This window comes from Algoriphagus jejuensis, from assembly GCF_039523455.1.
Classification (GTDB): Bacteria; Bacteroidota; Bacteroidia; order Cytophagales; family Cyclobacteriaceae; genus Algoriphagus; species Algoriphagus jejuensis.
On record NZ_BAAAFI010000010.1, the window covers coordinates 127,760 to 146,701 of the forward strand.

An 18,942-nucleotide genomic window follows, 5' to 3' on the forward strand; every position below is an offset into this window, starting at 1 on the left:
GAAGGTCTTGCAAGGATCCTTCTTTTTTGGGTCCCTTTCAAGAATATTTTCTACAGCTGTATGAAAACGAACACAAACTCTACATCAGTCCTTAAGACATCCATGGCAATCGTACTCCTCGTACTGTTCCAATTGTTGACAGGATTTGCTTTCGCACAAAATGGAACCATCCGCGGGGCCGTTTATGAAGAATCGACAGGTGAACCTCTGTTTGGAGTGTCTATCTTGGTCAAAGAACTTTCCACTGGTGCAGTGACTGATTTCGATGGTAAATTTGAAATCCAAGTCGCTCCAGGTTCTTACACTATCCAAGCTTCTTACCTTTCCTATACCACATTTGAGCTCACTACGGTCATTGTCGAAGCGGGTCAGGTCAATGTTCTTCAAGACGTCTTGATGAAGGAAGATGCGTCTGAGTTGGAGACCGTCACTGTACAGGCTGCCGCCATCCGTACCACGGAGTCGGCGTTGATGTCTGTTAAAAGAGGCGCTCCCAACTTGCTGGACGGGATCTCTGCAAGCACTTTCCGTCAGATCGGTGACGGAGACGCAGCATCTGCTGTCAAGCGTGTGACGGGAGTCTCTATCGAAGGTGGCAAATATGTCTACGTTCGAGGACTCGGTGATAGATATACCAAGACCGTATTAAATGGCATGGATGTACCTGGCTTGGATCCAGATCGTAACACGATCCAAATGGACATCTTCCCGACCAATGTAATTGACAACATCATCGTATCTAAGTCCTTTACTTCGGACCTGCCAGCTGACTTTACCGGAGGCGTGGTAGACATCGAGACCAAGGATTTTCCGGAGGAAAAAACCATGAAGTTGGGCATCTCGGGGGGTATTAATCCGTCCATGCACTTCAACAACAATTACATCACTTACCAAGGTGGCAAAACAGATTTTTTGGGTTTTGACGATGGTACCCGCGCAATCCCTACCGGCGGAAGAACGGACATCCCCCAGTACGGCCAGGTGGTGGGCAATCCCAACAGTCCGGCTGGCTTGGAGTTCCAGCAGATTCTGGGTGACTTTAACAAGACGCTCGGCGGTACACGTCAGTCCAGCTTGATGGATTTTGGGCTTTCTTTTTCCCTGGGAAATCAAATAGCAAGACCGAAAGTGACCTGGGGCTACAATGCTGCTGTGACCTACAAAAACGAAACAGAATTCTACCAAGGTGCAGAGTTTAACCTCTATGCAAAGCCGATCGACGCCAATGAGACTGAGCTGGAAGCTTTGGAACAACAGCGTGGTGACTACGGTGTTAATAATGTGCTACTTGGCGGAATGGCTGGGATTGCACTAAAAACCGACGCATCAAAGTTCAAGCTCAACGTACTTCACCTACAGAACGGTGAATCCAAGGCGGGCACGTTCGCATTCCAAAACACCAACCTGGGTGCAAACTTCGAAGCAACGCAATACAATCTGGAATATAGCCAGCGAGCACTTACCAGCATTCTGCTTTCAGGCACGCATTTTTTCAACGGTAGAGACTGGGAGTTGAGCTGGAAAGTAGCCCCAACCTTGTCTTCGATTGAAGACCCTGATATCAGATTCACGCGTTTCAGACAACCTACCAACAACATCTCCACAGAGGTGGGGCTTCCGACGCGGATCTGGAGATCGCTACAGGAGGAAAACCTGAACGGTAAGGGTGACATCACCAGAAATATGAGCCTTTGGAACAGAGACGCGAAGTTGAAATTTGGCGGCAGCTACTCCTTCAAGCATCGATTGTTCAATATTCAAAGCTTCCAGTTCCCAACCGGCGACACTCAGCTGACGGGCGATCCCAACCAAATCCTAGACGAGGAAAACCTTTTTTCGGCAGACAACAGAAATGGCGTGCGATACAATCCAGACTTCATCCCAACCAACCCAAATGAATACGAAGCGTATGCGACGACTATGGGTGGCTATGCATCCATGGAGCTGAATCCAGCTGAGAAGTTGAAAGCAGTGGTCGGATTGCGAGTGGAGCAGTTTAACCAATACTATACCGGAACTAACCAGACAGGAGATATTGTATTTGATCTAGTGGAAATGCTGGACGACTTGGATTTCTTCCCGACAGTGAATTTGATCTACAACCTAAAGGAAAACCAGAATTTGAGACTTTCGGCATCCAGGACGACCGCAAGACCCTCCTTCAAGGAGATGTCCTATGCAGAAATTCTTGACCCGATTTCCGGTAGAACATTCATAGGCGGTCTGTACCGAGAGACAACCAACGGCGGCAGCGAAGTATTGTGGGACGGAAATCTGACTTCTACTCAGATTAACAACTTCGACCTGAGATGGGAACTGTTCCAGCAGCGGGGTGAAATGTTCTCCGTCAGCGCGTTCTACAAAACCTTTGACAGACCGATCGAAATGGTACAGTTCCTCTCCGATCCGGGTACCTTCCAGCCAAGAAATGTCGGCAACGGTTCAGTAGCTGGTTTGGAATTTGAATTCAGAAAATCCCTGAGAGGCTTGGCTCCTTCTTTGGAAAATTTCCACTGGAATACCAACGTGACCGTGACTGATTCTAAGATCAGGATGTCTGAGTCGGAGTTGAGATCGAGACAAAACTCGGCGAAAGAAGGAGAAGTCGTAGACGATACCCGAGTGATGGCTGGGCAGGCTCCATTCATCATCAATACAGGTCTGTCGTACAATAGCTATCTGACAGGGCTGGAGGCCGGGTTGTTCTACAACGTCCAGGGATCGACACTTAATTACGTTGGCTTTGGTAACAGGACAGATACCTTCTCGGTGCCATTTCACTCGGTGAATTTCAATTTAAACAAGTCATTTGGCGCGGACGAAAGAATCCAGGCGGGATTGGGCGTAGAAAATATCCTGAACCAAAAGCGGGAGATGGTCTTCAGCTCTTATGGCGCTCAAGATCAGATCTTCACCAGCCTTGCGCCGGGTACCAAGATCAAATTCAATGTTGCCTTTTCTTTTTAAAAACAACCTACCACAACCGACTGAGGCTCCTTCTGGGAGCCTTTTTCGTTTTGATGAAAATGAAAATGTTACTTTAGGAGAAAATCAAATTCGCATGAAATACCTCCTTTCCGTTGCACTGGTTTTCTTTTCACTTCAACTCGCCGCCCAAGAGAAATCTGGCTCAGAGTAGTTCTGGGCAGTGCTTGTTTCTCATTGTGGGCAGGCTTTTGAAGGAGAATTAGTTTCTCCTGATTCTGATCCGAGATTTGCCGGTAGGTTGGTGATGCATGTGAGATCCTGTGAAGACGGGCGAATTCGGGTTCCGTTTTTTGTGGGAGAGGACAGATCCCGTACTTGGGTTTTGACTAGGGAAGAAAATGGCCTGATCCAGCTCAAGCACGATCACAGACACGAAGATGGCAGCGAAGATACCGTGACTCAATATGGTGGAATGGCCAGTAATACAGGTTCGCCGACCGTGCAGTTTTTCCCTGCCGACCAGTTTACAGCCGACGTGCTTCCAGCGGCCGTGGGCAATGTATGGTGGATTACTTTGGACGAGACGGCCTTTACCTATAATTTGAGAAGACTGGGTACGCCTACGCTCTTTACTGTGAAATTCGATCTTACCAAACCCATTGAGGTGCCCGACGCTCCTTGGGGTTGGGTGGATTGACCAAACCAATAGCCAAAATGAACTCAGAAATCATTTCCCTGTGGAAGGAAGGTAGAACCCGATTTACCAAACTGCTCGATGCAGCTCAGGAATCGGACCTTTGAAAACGAATAGGAGACAGTCCCAACTCGGCGGGGTTCCTGATAAGACATATTGCCGAGGTAGAGCTGCTTTTTGCAAAAAATGTCTTTGGGCTTTCGGAAGTAAAAATCGTCGCAAAAACGCTGATTGCAGGAAGAGATACGGGTGAATGGGTTGACTTAGGTGAACTCAAAGAAATCTCCGGCTACGCTGCGGCGGAGCTTGAGAAAGCGATCTTGATTCAAGAAAACTGGGCCGATATCGTCGTGACCAAGGAGTTTGGAAGAAAATCAAAAGCGGAAGCGCTGGGAAGAATCACCACGCACACCGCCTATCATGCAGGGCAACTGGCCTTGATCCTCAAGTATGGAGAAATACGTTTAGGTTAGTTTTTCAATAATCTCTGACGCCTCAGAGAAGAGTGGCAGCAAGTCCTTCGCCTCGAACAACTCAAAATCCCTAAAGTCAAAACCTGGGGCAACTACGCAGGAAACCAAGGCATAGCTATCCGGTTCGTCCACGGTACTCCCAAAGATCGTGTTGGCGGCAACCAACTGTTGTGGGGATGTACCGGCTTGATCCACCGGTCCCAGTTTCAGGATTTGATGGCCTTTTTCTCCCAATGTATGGACAGCAAGTGGGCTGCCTTCGTGCCAAAACCAAAGTTCGTCGCTCTGTATCCGGTGGAAATGAGATACGTCCTGAGAGCGCAGGAGGAAAAAAATCGAGGTAGCGAGGTTCCTTTCGCCATTTGCCGTCTCCAGCTCTTGGTTCGAGCGATAAGTCTCAGCGTAAAACCCACCTTCCGGGTGAGCTGTCATTCTCAGTTTTTCGATCAATTCGTCGATGCGCTTTTCGGTCATGAGTACGACTTTACCAATATGTCTACTATTCTTTTGGCAGTCTTTCCATCCCACAGCGGAATTCCCTGATATTTTTTCCAGTCTCCTTTCATGATTTTGTCCAGATAAGGCTTGAGTTTCTTGGGGTCTGTTCCGACCAGCACATTGGTTCCCAGATTGACGGTCTCGGGGCGCTCAGTGTTGTCTCGGAGTGTCAAGCAGGGCACATTCATTACGGATGCTTCCTCGGTCACTCCTCCTGAATCGGTGATGACGCCTTTGGCGTTTTTCACTAGGTAGTTGAACTCAAGATAGCCGAGTGGTTCGCATAAATGTAGGTTCGGATCCTCGATTCCTAGATTTTGGAGGTTCTTCGCAGTGCGTGGATGTACAGGGAAAAAGATGGGCAAGCCGCCAGTCCCTTCTAAGATCGCATCAATCATGGCTTTGAGCGATTGTTCCTGATCGACATTTGCCGGACGGTGCATCGTCATCACGAAGTAGTTACCAGTCTGTAGATTTTCGAAGGTCTGACCTTCAGGTTTTTTGAAAAATGGCATTTGAGCCAGGAGCGTGTCGATCATGGTATTGCCCACGAAATGGATTTTGTCCTCCGAAAATCCGGCTTTCCGCAGGTTATAATTGGCGATCTCGGAGGTGGTAAAGAAGTGATCGGTGATGCTGTCAGTCACCATTCGGTTAATTTCCTCCGGCATAGAGAGATCTCCGGATCGGATGCCTCCCTCGACATGGGCGACATCAATCTGGAGCTTTTTGGCAGCAATGGAGCACGCCAGGGTACTGGTCACGTCGCCCACCACGATGACTAGGTCGGGACGGTTTTCCAGCAGTTCCTTTTCGAAAGCAATCATGATCGCGGCGGTCTGCTCCGCTTGGGTACCGCCGCCACCGCCTAAGTTTGCGTGTGGCTCTGGGATATTCAATTGATCAAAAAAGTCCCCGGACATTTTTCGGTCATAGTGCTGTCCTGTGTGTACCAATCGGTAATGAACAACTAGCCCAGCTTTTTGTTGAGACTGAAAAACGTGGATGATCGGAGCGATTTTCATGAAATTGGGTCTCGCTCCGGCAACTATGGTAAAAGTGGGCATAAACGGTTCAGGATTGTTACGCAATAATAGGTAATCCGAGGGGAGCGGCAGTGTCTTTCATCAGATTGATGTGCTCTGTTTGGATAGATTTTCGTTTCTTTGCCGGCGTGTTTTTTGAGTAATTCGGAATAAATGGAAAAGATTAGTTGGAGAAGTTATCTTCGGGTTTGGATGCTTTTTGGTATGGGAATTTTCATGACTTCCTGCCTGCCAACCGTTGAGACGGAGCAGATCGCGTATTCCAATGATTTTTCAGACTTGGATCTTGCAGGATTTGAGAACGCAAGACTTTTCGTATTTCAAAACGATACGGTCGTAGGATATTACCACAATGAGGAAGTGGCGGTTTCCATTCCGAACCTTCCGACGCACAACTACCTTAAAATCACCATCGATATTTTGGTTCACGACAGTTGGGACGGTAATCCAGACGATGGGTTCGGGGGGCCAGACTTTTGGTATATGGGCAATGATGGCGTGGAGATCTTCAGGACTACCTTTTCAAACTCTCCCTGCGCCTCGACCTATTGCTTGTACCAGTCCTACCCCAATGACTACTTCAGGCAAAATGTCCCGAAGTCAGGAGCGATACAAACCAACTTGCCAGGTCTTTGCATCTTTGGGACTACTCCCAATTATACCACACGGTACAGTGTGTCGAAGTTGATCGAGCATTCAAACCCGAGCGTAAGGATATTCATGGGAGATGAACTTACTGCAAACAATTCTCCCGATCCGATCTGTGATGAGTCGTGGTCCCTCGCCAAAGTCGAAGTAGAAGCAATCCAAACCAATTGAGGAATGAGAAAGAACGGTAAATTTCTGTCTGTATCAATTTTCTGCTTTTTGGTCTTAGGATTTAATTCTAGCATTTTTTCGCAAACTATTCCAGTCGGCACTCCGGTGCTGGATGAATACCTGCGGCGCCTTCAACTCACAGGACAGGTCGATTCTGCGTCATCATGGATGATACGACCTATCTATCCGACGGAGGCTTTTGGAGTTGAAAATGGATTTGATCTCGACAGCTCGGTGGTTGACCTGGATATGTCCGATCATCACGGCAGGTTTGGGAAAGATGCCAAAGGGAAGTTTCTGATCATGCCCGGAGTATATAAGATGCAGTATAATTCTACCTATGCATCTGGCGCAAATGAAGGGGCATTTATCCCAAATCGCGGGATACAGCAGATTTTCAGTCCTGGAGTTTATGCAGAATATAAGAATTTCACACTCCAGTTTCAGCCTGAGATTCTGCTCGCGCAAAACAAAGACTATCTCGGCTTTCCGATAGAACACCAAGCGACGATTTTGTTTTATTATGAGTATATGAACCGAATCGACATGCCAGAACGGTTTGGAGATAAGGCCTATAATCGCGTCTATGCAGGGCAGTCGAGTTTTAGATTTAATCTGAAGGAATACTCTGTTGGGATTTCTACGGAAAGTTTATGGTGGGGGCCAGGCCGTAAGAATTCCCTTTTGCTTGGTAATAACGCACCTGGTTTTCTGCATTTTACACTTAATACACGTAAGCCCGTCAAGACTGGAATCGGTTCCTTCGAAGGGCAGGCGATCGCTGGCTTTCTGAAATCAACTGAATATTTGCCGCCTTGGCCAGACTATACCATCCAGCAAAACCCAGTCTATATTCCCAAACGAGAAAACGGGAATCGGTATGTTTCAGGCTTGATTTTCACCTACCAACCGAAGTGGATTCCGGGCTTGTTTTTAGGCTATGGCTCAGTTAATCATATGTATCGGTCGGATGTTTCCAGTTTTGCAGACCTTCTTCCTGTCTTCAATGGGAGAAAAAAACCTTCGAACGTAGAAGATCCGATCACCGAAAAGCGGCAGCAGTTTAGTTCGGGGTATTTTCGCTGGCTGAGCCCGCAGGGACGCTTCGAGTTCTATGGCGAGTATGGCACGCGGGGAAACAGCCGGAAATTTGAAGAATTCGTCACTACGCCAGAGACGGGCAGAGCCTTTACTTTTGGTTTCGCACACCTGATTGACTTGAAAAAGCCGGGGCGATTCTTGGAGGTAAGCTCGGAGATGACGCTTTCGGGCCAGACGATTCGGGAAGAAATCCGTCAGCTGCGCACTTGGTACATCCACGATCACGTGCGCCATGGCTACACACATCAGGGTCAAACTTTGGGAATCGGCAACGGTCCTGCCGCAAATCAACTCTTCGTGGGAGTTGCTTGGGTGGAGGGTATGAAGAAGATTGGCCTACAGTTCGAGCGTATCGAGTACAACAGCGATTTTTATTACTACCGCTACGAAGCCTCCAAAGACATCAGAAATAAGTATCTCGACTTAATATTTGGCTTGACGCCGGAGTGGAAGTTTGGCGATTTTTTGCTTTCGGCGAAGTTCCAGTATGTGAGCACACTGAACTACAAATGGTATCTGGAGAATGATCCAGACATCTATTTTGTGCCAGGATATGATCGGGAAAATTTTGTCGGGCAACTTGGGCTGACGTACATGTTTCGCTAATAAACAAAAATAGGATTATGGTTGCAGAAAAAGACAAAGTGGTCGCCGTGGCCTACACGTTGCGTGTAGACGATGGTGAAAATGGCTTTGAAGTATACGAAAACGTCGAAGAGACCGCCCCATTTTACTTCCTGTTTGGACATGGAAATGTCCTTCCAAAGTTTGAGGAGGCGATCTTGGGAAAGGCTGAGGGAGAAAGTTTCTCCGTTTCTATCGATTTCGAAAATGGCTATGGAGATTACGATGACGCTAAGAAAGCGATTATTCCGAAGGCTAATTTCAAGGAAGACGGCAAAAAGAACAAAGACCTTTTCAAGATCGGAAACGTGATTCCGATGCAGGACGACAAAGGAAACCAGATGCGAGGTGAGATTACCAAGGTGGATTACCTAGGTGTACATATGGATTTTAATCCTCCGCTTGCGGGTTACGATCTGTCTTTTGAAGGAAAAATTATGTCAATCCGAGAGGCTCAGCCCGTCGAGATCGAGCATGGCCACGTGCATGGCCCGGATGGACACCACCATCATTGATCGGCCGGAAATAAGCAATCCAGTTCAAGCCTTTTTCAATTTCGTCAGGATGAATTGACTTTTTGGTTGGGGAAATTAGTAGATAAAAAAAATGGGCTTCTGATATTCAGAAGCCCGTTTCCATTTTTTCAGTTTGTGGCCATGCTTTTGTAAGCCAAGTCAACGCTCAACTCACGCAAGTCCAAAATCCGATCCGAAGGGTACAGCAAATACGCTTTGGATAATTGTTCAACTGCTTGGCCGAAGGCTTGCGCGTTGAAGTGCACGATGGCATCATTATAATATTGAAGACCTGCCAATTCTTTGAGGCTCACTTTTCTAAAAGTGGCATTGTCACTGTAGTCGATATCTGGCCCGGCAAGTCGCTGATTCAAAATCTTCAATTCTGCAAGTTCGCTCGGCTTGTATGCGGCGAGGTATTTTTCTACTTCAGAGGGCGTTGTGATCATGCCGCCGATTGGAAGGGTGCTTTCCAATATGATTTTTTTGCCGTCAAGATTAACGACGATAAAGACATGGTAGTCCGTCTCCACGATATCATAGCTGTAGTCATATCGCTCAAGCAACATACCCAAGGCGGCCGAACCGCTGACGCAGTCGAACTTGCCAGTGGTCAGCATTTGGTTAAAGGTTGAGTGCTGCTCGTACTTTTTGAAGAATTTTTGATTGGTCTTCTGAAATACCTGACGGAGTAGATTGAGGTCTGCGGAGTTTTTGGCGGCTTTGCCATCGAGCTCAGTTACCAACGCCAGCCAAGCATCGTCCCTCACCGACTCGTCGGCCTGTACAGCGCGAAAAAGCTGAAAAGGTTCTGCGGCACCTGATTTCCAGATCGTCTGTTCTAATTCTGAACTGAATTTCAAGGTTTCGTTCTGCACGAGAAGCTCCTGAGACCATGCCACTTGGGCCAGTCCAGTTACTATCAAGAGTGTGAACAATACCTTTTTCATGTCTGATGACCCTAATGTTAACGAATCGTATCAAAGTTAACAATTTGGTAACATTGGCAAAAAAAGAATCAAAAACTTAACATTGGAGGTCAGGGTGCAGTAATCAGTCGCAGTGGAGACAGTGGAGCTTTGGCATTTTTTTCAGAACTGCGAAGATTTACTTTTAATAGCCTTTCGACTCTGCTAGGGGCGACAGTCGTGTCAGCCTGAGCGGAGTCGAAGGCTTCTGCTGATTCCCAATAAGCTGAATAGATCCTCTCGACAGATTGCCTCCACTCCGGGAGACTGGCTTCAGGGTATTTAGCGTCTTTTCAACGGTCTGTCATCCTGCCAACCGTTCGATGTGACGTCCGAAAAACGCTGAGCACTGCGACTAGCCTCTGTCTACTTTCATTCGTGGTGGTAAGGCTCATTTCGCAGGATCGTAAACCCACGATACAACTGCTCGATAAAAAAAGGTCGGATCATTTGATGCGAAAAAGTCATCTTTGAGATGGAAAGCTTGCCGTTTGCGCGAGCATAAATGGCTTCCGAAAAGCCGTAAGGTCCACCGATGACAAATATCAACTGCTTCAATCCTGCGTTCATCTTTTTTTGCAGATACTCGGAAAAATCCATCGAACTGTAGCTTTTGCCGCGCTCGTCTAGCAGGATCAGCTCGTCGGACGGGATGATATTTTTCAGAATCAGCTCTCCCTCTTTCTCTTTCTGAAGGACTTCAGAGAGCGATTTGGTATTCTTCAGATCGGGGATGACTTCAAATTCAAACTTGATGTAAAAATTCAATCGCTTGCTGTACTCTTCAATCAAAGCGATGATGGCTTTATTGTCTGTCTTGCCAATGGCGATCAGTTTGATTGTCATCTTCGAAAATAAGAATTACTACTTCATCTGGCTAACAGAGGCACTGACTTTAGGGAATTTTGAATACCGATGAGAGAACCATAAAAGAGATTATGCTGATTCTATCAGACTACGACAGTCCGGATTTTCACACAATTGATCTGCCCTTATTCTAGAATAACCTTCTGTATCTGATATCGACCGCCTATCATTTTTTAGTGGGTCTGAATAAACAGTCGTGAAAATCCTGTGTTTATACATCAAATTCAAAACTCAAACTACCATGAAAAAATTACTCGCAATCTTAATGGTGATGATGATCGTTCTCAACTCATCCTTCACCAGCAAATCTACTTCCGTACATGAGGTAGAAGCTGACATCGTCGACTTGGCGGTGTCCACTGAATTTTTGTCAACGCTCGTAGCCGCAGTGAAGGCCGCAGACCTCGTAGATGTGCTCAAAGGTGACGGTCCGTTTACCGTATTTGCACCAACTAACGAAGCTTTTGCCAAACTACCGGCGGGGACTGTGGAGTCTCTCCTCAAGCCTGAGAATAAAGCCAAGTTGGTAGCGGTGCTTAGCTACCACGTAGTGCCTGGTAAAGTGATGTCTACCGATCTGAAAAACGGTCAGAAGGCCAAGACGGTGCAAGGTTCTGAGGTCACCGTAACCTTGAAAGATGGCAAAGCCATGATTAACAACGCAACCGTAACAGCTGCCGATATCGAAGCAAGCAACGGAGTAGTACACGTAATTGACACGGTGATTTTGCCTCCGATGTAATGCTTCGGCGCTCCGTTTTGGGGGATACAATAGGTTTTAATAATATGTGTAAAGCATCAGGTACTAGCCTGATGCTTTTTTTATTGTTGGATTGATTACTTTAAGATCTAATATCCAACTCTTACTCAATCCTATGAGACTGCTATTTACTCCCCTCATTTTTTGCCTGAGTCTAGGCTCGGTTTTATCTCAGGAATCTAAAACACCATATTTTGTACTCGATCCTACACTGACTCCTGACGCCGGGGAGATCGTCTTCAGCTATGAGGGAGACGTTTGGAAAGTGCCGGTAGCCGGAGGAGCTTCGATGCGCCTCACGGCCATGGATGGGATTGAGAGCAGGCCTGCTGTTTCTCCGGACGGAAAATGGCTGGCCTTCACCGCCGAGCAGTATGGCAACAAAGACATCTTTGTCATGCCAATGGCTGGAGGGGAAATCCGGCAGCTGACCTTCCACGAAGGAGCCGATGAAGTGGAATCCTGGAGCTGGCAAAGTGACAAGATTTACTTTACCTCTGATCGATACAACCGTTTCGCAGCGTACGAAGTTGACTTAAATGGGGCGACGCCTAAACGACTTTTTGACCACTACTTCAATACCGTTCACGGCGCGGTGGCACATCCGAAGACCGGTGAAATCTACTTTAGCGAGACGTGGGAAAGCAAAAATTTTGCGCACCGCAAACGCTACAAAGGCGAATACAACCCGGATATCCAATCCTACAATCCAGCATCCAAGAAGTTCACGCAATACACCGACTACGAAGGAAAAGACTTTGGGGCAACGATTGACCAAGGTGGAAATGTCTTTTTCCAATCGGATGAAGCCAATGGAGAGTACAACCTTTACACCTTCAAAAGTGGGGCAAAGACCAAGCTCACCGACTTCCCTACTTCCATCATGTGGCCGAAAGTCAGCGCCAACGGAGAGAAGATTGTCTTTCGCAAGGACTATCAGGTCTTCGTCTATGATGTCGCTTCGGGAAAAACAGTACAGCCTACGATCTCGATCTACCAAAACCAGACTTTGCAGAAGGAAATCAACCGAGATGTGGCCGGCAATATCTCCCACATCGATGTGTCGGCAGACGGAGCAAAGATGGCTTTTGTGTCCAGAGGTGCACTTTTTATCTCTGATGTCAAGGGTAAATTTGTCCAGCAGATCCCGACTGATGCCAAGGAAGCTGTGGAGGAAGTGAAGTGGTTGGCGGATAATAAGTCGCTGATCTATTCCCGCACGGTCAAGGGCTACCACAATTGGTTTACGATTTCTGCGCAAAATCCGGGGGAGGAAAAGCAGCTCACCGATGACCAATTCAAGAACCGTCAGCTGACATTGAATAAAGACCGAACACTTGGGGTATATGTCGGCGGTCGGAATTTGATTCGAGAGATTGACCTCAAGACGCTGTCGAGTAAAACGCTTGTGGAGGATGAGCTTTGGGGGCTTTATACTCCGAGTCCATATTTTTCGCCGGACGATGCTTACGTGGTGTTTAGCCCGATCCGGAATTTTGAACGCGAGGTAATGGTCTATCATCGGGCTACTCAAACGACCCTGAATCTGACCGAGACCTTGGTCACTGAGACGGCTCCCTTCTGGTCTCCTGACGGTAAATACATGTATTTTTCTTCAGATCGGACACATCCGAGCTACCCCTATGGCACCACTACCGCACATATCTACCGGATGAAGCTGGATAAGTTTGCGGAACTGTTTGAATCGGACAGGGTCGCCGAGCTTTTCAAGGAGGAGCCAAAAGAAGATACCGATAAGAAAGATGAAAAAGAGATCAAGTCTACGGCTAAAGTAAAGATTACTCCAGGCGACTTGATGGATCGACTGGAGCTCGTGGGACCGTCTTTCGGCGAACAGGACAATCCGGTTGTGTTGCAAAAAGACGGGAAGACTTGGGTTTTTTACACCTCTAACCATGACGAGGGTACCCCAAAATTGTGGAAAACTACCTTTGAGGATTTTGAGAAAACCAAGACGGAAAAGGTAGGAGACGAGCGAATCGGAGGTTTTGAACTCCTTCAGGCCAAGGACAAAGTCTACCTATTAGCCGGTGGGAAAGTTCGCACACTTGACCCTGCCAGCGACAAAACCGAAGAGATCAAGATCTCTCAGGCTTTTGAAAAAAAGCTCGGCGATGAGTTTGAGCAGATGTACTATGAGGCTTGGGCGGGTATGGAGCAAAACTTCTATGATGGCGATTTTCACGGGGAAAATTGGCAGGAACTGCGGGATCGCTATGCCGAGTTTTTGCCCTACGTGAGCAGCCGCGAGAATCTCCGCACCATCTTTAACGACATGCTCGGTGAGCTGAATACCTCGCACTTTGGCTTTAGCTCCTTTGGCGACGAAGAAAAAGCTTACTTCGGCACGCGCTCGATGAATGCGGGAATCGTCTTTGACGAAGCGAATCCTTTTACCGTAAATCGTGTCCTGAAGCACAGTCCGGCCGATTTGGAACCCATGCCGGTAAAGCCTGGTGATCAGCTCGTGGCGGTAAACGGAATGAAGATCGATCCTACGAAAAACCGGGAATTCTACTTTGCCGGGCCAACGATGGTTGAGGAACTGATGCTGACTTTTGATCGAAATGGCACAGAAGTGAGTTTGAAAGTTCACCCTGCTTCCACGGGCGAGATGAAGAATTGGCTCTACGACGAGTGGATGGATACCAACGAAGCCTATGTCGATGAGAAGTCGGGGGACAAGATCTCCTACGTCCACATGAAAAACATGGGTGGAGGCGAACTTCAGCATTTCATGGAATACATGGTGTCCAACAAAGCCGACCGCGAGGGACTGATCCTCGATTTGCGCTACAATACGGGAGGAAATGTCCATGATCAGGTCTTGCAGTTCCTCAGTCAAAAGAGCTACCTGCAATGGAAATACCGCGACGGCAAGCTGACCAATCAGCCGAACTTCTCACCGGCTGATAAGCCGATTGTACTCCTGATCAACGAGCAGTCGCTATCCGATGCGGAGATGACCGCGCAGGGCTTCAAGCATCTGGGTTTGGGTACCATCGTCGGCACGGAGACTTATCGCTGGATCATCTTCACTTCTGGACAAGGTCTGGTAGATGGCTCCTTCTATCGACTGCCGGCTTGGGGATGCTACACATTGGATGGCCGCAACTTGGAGAAGGACGGCGTCGAGCCGGATATCCGGATGGACGAAGGTTTTGTCGATCGACTGGAAGGCAGCCAAAAGCAGTTGGATAAGGCGATAGAGGAGATATTGGAGGAGTTGAAGTAGTTGGAGTGAGGTTTCCAATTTGAAATATTTAGAAATTATACGCAGCTGTGTATACCGAGATGTTGGCCACCAACTTAAAAAAATCTGTACTACAATGATTGAATGGATTAATGAAAATTTCGGAACAAATTTCGACGAAGAGCAACTAACAAATATTAAAGACTTTTCTCTGCTTTGGAATATCTTTGAAAATTTAGTTTGTGGAAATAATTGCACAGTAAACCGTTTGGACGAACGACTAAAATCAGTCAAATTTCAAATCGAAGAATTCCAAGACAATTTTCAGTATTCTAAAGATCGATACACGGAAAAGGGAACAACTAACGCAAGATTTGAAAATCTAAATCTTAGAAGAGGAGATAGAAAAGAGTTTGTTGCAAATGTGCTTTCGAGAAGTGAAGATATAACTTCCGATATTGTTTTTGCACTATTGATTATAGTTTATAGATATCGAAACAATCTTTTTCACGGACTAAAAGACTTTATGCAGTTTGATCAACAAGTGGAAAATTTTAAAAATGCAAATCAAGTCTTAAAGTCAGTACTTAAACATTTTCATTAATTGAGAAACTTGCAAGAAATATTTAGTAACAGGGAAATTTCATTGTTAATTTGGATTGGAATTCTCATATTATTTTTGCTTGCTCAAAAAGCAACGAGGAATTCATGGGCAAACGTTGTAAGGTTGCTTTTTGGCAAGTATTTTATCGGGATCTATTTAACTTTAGGGGTTTATTTGTATGGAATATTCAGCCTATTAAAATTATTAAATTTTTGGACTTCAGCTGACATAAAAGACTCTATATTTTGGCTTTTCTCCGTAGCATTTGTTTTGGTTTTTAGTGTAAACAAAGCAAAAGACAGCAATTATTTTAAAGCAATTATAATCGATACAATGAAAATGATTGTGGTTTTAGAATTTGTAATTAACTTTTTTACCTTTGGTTTAGTATCGGAACTGATATTACTTCCTTTATTGATTTTTATAGTGCTTTTACAAGCAGTAGCAGAATTGGATTTAAAAAATGCGCAAGTGGCGAGATTGCTGACAAACTTAACAGCAATATTTGGTTTCGGACTATTATTTTTTTCAATCTATAAAATGGCTATTGGATATTCTGATTTTTTCAAATTAGGGACATTACATTCATTTATTTTGCCGATTTTACTTACAGTTTTGTTATTGCCCTATTTGTACTGTTTGTCTCTTTACAGCATTTACGAATCATACTTTATTAGACTTGATTTTATGACGGTTAGAAAAGAAAAAGTTAAGGCAGTTAAGTGGTGCATTAGAAAAAGAGCCCACCTAAACATAAATCGATTAAATAGAATAATTGAACGTTTCGACAAAAGGGTGTTTTATGATGAGACGAATTTGAAAGAATATGTGAAATTGATAAGCAAACGAGAAAGAGTGAGTGGGTAGTAGACGTTCGGCAGAAAATCGTGTTAAGTGTCTATAGCGCAATTGAATCTCGCGTCCGATCAACTTCGCCTCCATAGATCTGCACAGTCACAGGTTCAGCGTATCATTTCCGGAATTGTGCAACAGCCTGTTGCACAATTGAAAAACCTCGATGACTTGCCAAGTTTAATTGTGCAACCGCTTGTTGCACAATTAGAAGACTCCACTTTTTATGACTCCGTTCTTGCGGGGATTTCGTGGTCGCATCACGTCATTCTTTTGGATAAAGAGCCTCATTTAGGTCGGCGTTTATGGTATATGCATCATGCTATTGAGTTTGGAATAGGCAGAAATGTTTTAGCGATGCAAATCGACAGCGGCTTGTTTGAGCGTCAGGTGACGGCGAAGAAAATTACCAACTTCAGTCGTACGCTCCCGCCGGCACAATCTGACTTTGCAAATTATTTGCTGAAAGACCCTTATATCTTCGATTTTGTGCAAGCCAAAGAGAAAGCGGACGAACGAAATATCGAAGAGCAGTTGGCCAGCCAAGTAACCAAATTCCTGCTGGAACTCGGAAAAGGCTTTGCCTTTGTAGCCAGACAAATGCATTTTCAGATAGGAGACGGAGACTTCTATGCCGACTTGGTTTTCTATCATGTCAAACTGAAATGCTATATAATCGTGGAACTGAAGGCTAGGGAATTTAGACCCGGCGATGCCAGCCAACTTAATTTTTATGTAAACGTGGCCAACGATTTTTTGAAATCAGCCGATGACAATGAGACCATTGGGCTTTTACTTTGCAAAGGCAAAAATGAACTGGTGGCCGAATACAGCTTAAAGGGATTTTCTAATGCCTTAGGCGTGTCTGATTATCAAATTTCAAAAGCGATACCCGAAGAGCTAAAGTCCGAACTGCCACAAATTGAAGAGATTGAAGAAGAGTTTAGAGAGCAGTAAGATCAATGTACCAGTCATAGATCGCAACCTTCGCGCAGGCGAAAAACAGTAGTTTAGATTTTAATCAAATCCACAACCCATGCCATCACCCATCACCCTCATCGGAGCAGGAATCGGAGGATTGACCGCTGCTTTGACATTGAAGCAGCTCGGTGATTCGGTCGACGTCTACGAAAGTGAAGCTGAGATTAGGCCGGTTTGGACGGGAATAGTGCTTGCCAACAATGGCGAATCGTTTCACAACTTGGTCCCCGCTTGGAAACGGGTGCTAAAAGCAGCTTAGTTTGCGTTTGGGATATTAGACGAACCCACATTAAAAAGTAGATCGGATTGCTGCTGTTTTTACGTGCGCCGCCGCCTTCTTTTACTTCGGAAATAAGAAGATCACGACCGCTCGCCAGCCCCAATCCGCTTTGCCTCCATCCGGAGCGGCAAGGTTAAACCGAGGGCCGATCGCTAATTGGGTCTTTTGCTTCCCCAAACTTGTAACCCCACTCAAGACGGGATTGAGCCACACGGTGGAGGAGGAGGACTCCCAGTTTTGAGTCCATTCCAAGTTGCCCCCAAGTCCTGCACCGGATTTCCAGTTGTAAACCACAAAAGGCTGCACAAACATCTGGTTGACAGCGGATCGGTCTTGGTCACCAGCGACAGACCAGATTTGATTGGCGAGGGCTCCAAGAGTCCAGCCGTTCATCTGCTTTAGTGCTACGACGGTAGGCCCCATTCCAAATTTCTTGGAAGCCAGGTAATCATTGGTCGCGATGGGCAGCAGGAAGGCCGGCCCTACACCCCAAGTCAATTTCTCTGAATTTTTTGGAGAAAAGAAGGCCGACATCACTGCATCTGCCAATCCAGATTGCTTTTCGCCCATTCCCGTGATGTTGTATTGCGTGATTACCGGCGCCACAATACGGGTGATCATATTCCAATCTTTGTTGATAGAAATAGGAACCACCGGCTGGATATTCATCGTGTTTCTAATCCCTTTCATAGTTCCGATTCCATAATCAGTATTGTTCTGAAATGGCACAGAGATCAGCGATGCAATCGGATTGGCCAGCTTCTTAGCAAGCTCGGCGTCGTCGTCCTGTGCATGGGAAGTCATTGCGAACCCAAAAAGCAGGAATGCGACGAAAACAAAAGTCTTCTTCATTGTGTGGATGGTTGTTTTACAAGTAGGCAAAAAATGAAACATCATCAAACATTTGCCCCCAAAATCAAAAATTGAATGGCCCATTTAGAACCCGTTGAAAGAGTTAATTTAGTGACAATCTAGCGAAAATTATTTTTTTCTGCCCCATCGTAAATCACTCGGCAAACTCTAAATCCTTCTGGATGCTGGTGCCACAATTCGACGATTTATTACTGGCTTTTGCTATTCTTAAAAATTAAAGATATAATGCTTCGAATTATCCCCAACCTACCTAACGGATTCTGATATGGACTTTTTGGCAGAAATGGAACCCTCACTTAGAGCGCTCTGGTACATCGCTTTACCTACCTCGCTGATTTTTCTCCTGCAGACCATCTTAACTTTTATCGGATCTGATAGCAGCGATGGAATCAATGCCGATTTTGATGGAAATCTGGAGGGTGCCGAGGCTCCCTTTCAGCTTTTCACCTTACGAAATCTGATCAATTTTCTGCTGGGTTTCAGCTGGACAGCGATCACCTTCTACCATTCCGTCGCCAACTACACGCTGTTGCTATTGATTGCTACCTGTGTAGGCTTGGGCTTTGTATGGTTGTTCTTTTTTATCATCAAGCAAATCATGAAACTGGCCGAAAACAATACCTTCAAGCTGGCCGACACCATCAATAAATCCGCTATGGTCTACCTGGCTATTCCGGGATACAAAGAAGGCGCGGGCAAAATCTCCATCAGTATCAAGGGCTCCCAAAAGGAGCTCAACGCAATATCCCTCGCAGACCGAATCGAAACCGGCGCAGCTGTCAAGGTGATCGGTATCGAAGGAGGAAGCCTCTTAATCGTCGAAAAAATCTAACCTCTATTTCTTT

18 protein-coding genes are annotated in these 18,942 nt (G+C 46.1%); 13 read left to right on the plus strand and 5 right to left on the minus strand.

Annotated features, from left to right (window positions below; translation table 11 throughout):
* The first annotated feature begins 102 nt into the window (after positions 1 to 102).
* The 3 genes from ABD031_RS11430 (at position 103) to ABD031_RS11440 (ending at position 4,095) form a co-directional block, all read left to right on the plus strand.
* Entirely contained in the window at positions 103 to 2,967 is a 2,865-nt protein-coding gene (locus tag ABD031_RS11430; RefSeq protein WP_343851511.1) for a TonB-dependent receptor, read from the plus strand.
* Positions 2,968 to 3,148: 181 nt separating this feature from the next.
* Complete coding sequence (locus tag ABD031_RS11435; protein WP_343851513.1) at positions 3,149 to 3,625, plus strand: hypothetical protein; 477 nt, start codon at positions 3,149 to 3,151, stop codon at positions 3,623 to 3,625.
* Between the two features lie 167 nt (positions 3,626 to 3,792).
* On the plus strand, positions 3,793 to 4,095 hold the full coding sequence (locus tag ABD031_RS11440) for a hypothetical protein (RefSeq protein ID WP_425542748.1): 303 nt from the start codon (positions 3,793 to 3,795) through the stop codon (positions 4,093 to 4,095).
* On the opposite strand, the gene ABD031_RS11445 is transcribed toward ABD031_RS11440, so the two are convergent.
* Positions 4,087 to 4,569, minus strand: a complete 483-nt coding sequence (locus tag ABD031_RS11445; RefSeq protein WP_343851515.1) for a cupin domain-containing protein — start codon at positions 4,567 to 4,569, stop codon at positions 4,087 to 4,089. The two genes, ABD031_RS11440 and ABD031_RS11445, sit on opposite strands and share 9 nt — an antisense overlap.
* Positions 4,566 to 5,660: a non-hydrolyzing UDP-N-acetylglucosamine 2-epimerase gene (wecB, locus tag ABD031_RS11450; protein WP_343851517.1), complete on the minus strand. Its 1,095-nt coding sequence runs from the start codon at positions 5,658 to 5,660 to the stop codon at positions 4,566 to 4,568. Before wecB ends, ABD031_RS11445 begins: the two co-directional genes overlap by 4 nt.
* A 132-nt stretch (positions 5,661 to 5,792) precedes the next feature.
* Here wecB and ABD031_RS11455 point away from each other — a divergent pair, with 132 nt between their 5' ends.
* From ABD031_RS11455 to ABD031_RS11465, 3 genes are read left to right on the plus strand one after another with little or no spacing between them, the layout of a single operon-like run.
* Positions 5,793 to 6,458: a hypothetical protein gene (locus ABD031_RS11455; RefSeq protein WP_343851519.1), complete on the plus strand. Its 666-nt coding sequence runs from the start codon at positions 5,793 to 5,795 to the stop codon at positions 6,456 to 6,458.
* A 3-nt stretch (positions 6,459 to 6,461) separates the two neighbouring features.
* Positions 6,462 to 8,165 (plus strand): capsule assembly Wzi family protein, encoded by a 1,704-nt coding sequence (locus tag ABD031_RS11460; protein WP_343851521.1) that lies wholly within the window; start codon positions 6,462 to 6,464, stop codon positions 8,163 to 8,165.
* 17 nt (positions 8,166 to 8,182) lie between these two features.
* Positions 8,183 to 8,698 (plus strand): FKBP-type peptidyl-prolyl cis-trans isomerase, encoded by a 516-nt coding sequence (locus tag ABD031_RS11465; RefSeq protein WP_343851524.1) that lies wholly within the window; start codon positions 8,183 to 8,185, stop codon positions 8,696 to 8,698.
* 128 nt (positions 8,699 to 8,826) lie between these two features.
* On the opposite strand, the gene ABD031_RS11470 is transcribed toward ABD031_RS11465, so the two are convergent.
* Together ABD031_RS11470 and rlmH are read right to left on the minus strand one after the other, a co-directional pair.
* Positions 8,827 to 9,648 (minus strand): hypothetical protein, encoded by an 822-nt coding sequence (locus ABD031_RS11470; RefSeq protein WP_343851526.1) that lies wholly within the window; start codon positions 9,646 to 9,648, stop codon positions 8,827 to 8,829.
* Between the two features lie 390 nt (positions 9,649 to 10,038).
* The gene (rlmH, locus tag ABD031_RS11475) at positions 10,039 to 10,512 is read right to left on the minus strand and encodes a 23S rRNA (pseudouridine(1915)-N(3))-methyltransferase RlmH (protein ID WP_343851528.1); all 474 of its coding nucleotides are present in this window, start codon (positions 10,510 to 10,512) and stop codon (positions 10,039 to 10,041) included.
* 295 nt (positions 10,513 to 10,807) lie between these two features.
* On the opposite strand from rlmH, the gene ABD031_RS11480 reads away from it, so the two are divergent.
* The 6 genes from ABD031_RS11480 to ABD031_RS11505 all read left to right on the plus strand — a co-directional run bounded on the left by ABD031_RS11480 (position 10,808) and on the right by ABD031_RS11505 (position 17,203).
* On the plus strand, positions 10,808 to 11,275 hold the full coding sequence (locus ABD031_RS11480) for a fasciclin domain-containing protein (protein ID WP_425542750.1): 468 nt from the start codon (positions 10,808 to 10,810) through the stop codon (positions 11,273 to 11,275).
* Between the two features lie 133 nt (positions 11,276 to 11,408).
* Entirely contained in the window at positions 11,409 to 14,549 is a 3,141-nt protein-coding gene (locus tag ABD031_RS11485; RefSeq protein WP_343851532.1) for a S41 family peptidase, read from the plus strand.
* A 94-nt stretch (positions 14,550 to 14,643) separates the two neighbouring features.
* Positions 14,644 to 15,111 carry a hypothetical protein gene (locus tag ABD031_RS11490; RefSeq protein ID WP_343851534.1) on the plus strand — a complete coding sequence of 156 codons (468 nt, stop codon included), beginning with the start codon at positions 14,644 to 14,646 and terminating at the stop codon, positions 15,109 to 15,111.
* Positions 15,112 to 15,978: a hypothetical protein gene (locus ABD031_RS11495; RefSeq protein WP_343851536.1), complete on the plus strand. Its 867-nt coding sequence runs from the start codon at positions 15,112 to 15,114 to the stop codon at positions 15,976 to 15,978.
* A gap of 138 nt (positions 15,979 to 16,116) precedes the next feature.
* Complete coding sequence (locus ABD031_RS11500; protein ID WP_343851538.1) at positions 16,117 to 16,920, plus strand: PDDEXK nuclease domain-containing protein; 804 nt, start codon at positions 16,117 to 16,119, stop codon at positions 16,918 to 16,920.
* A gap of 79 nt (positions 16,921 to 16,999) precedes the next feature.
* Positions 17,000 to 17,203: an NAD(P)-binding protein gene (locus ABD031_RS11505; protein WP_343851539.1), complete on the plus strand. Its 204-nt coding sequence runs from the start codon at positions 17,000 to 17,002 to the stop codon at positions 17,201 to 17,203.
* A gap of 81 nt (positions 17,204 to 17,284) precedes the next feature.
* Here ABD031_RS11505 and ABD031_RS11510 read toward each other — a convergent pair whose 3' ends face one another.
* Positions 17,285 to 18,076, minus strand: coding sequence for a hypothetical protein (locus ABD031_RS11510; protein ID WP_343851541.1), 792 nt, complete (start codon positions 18,074 to 18,076; stop codon positions 17,285 to 17,287).
* A 304-nt stretch (positions 18,077 to 18,380) separates the two neighbouring features.
* Here ABD031_RS11510 and ABD031_RS11515 point away from each other — a divergent pair, with 304 nt between their 5' ends.
* Positions 18,381 to 18,929 carry an NfeD family protein gene (locus ABD031_RS11515; protein ID WP_343851543.1) on the plus strand — a complete coding sequence of 183 codons (549 nt, stop codon included), beginning with the start codon at positions 18,381 to 18,383 and terminating at the stop codon, positions 18,927 to 18,929.
* Positions 18,930 to 18,942 lie beyond the last annotated feature (13 nt).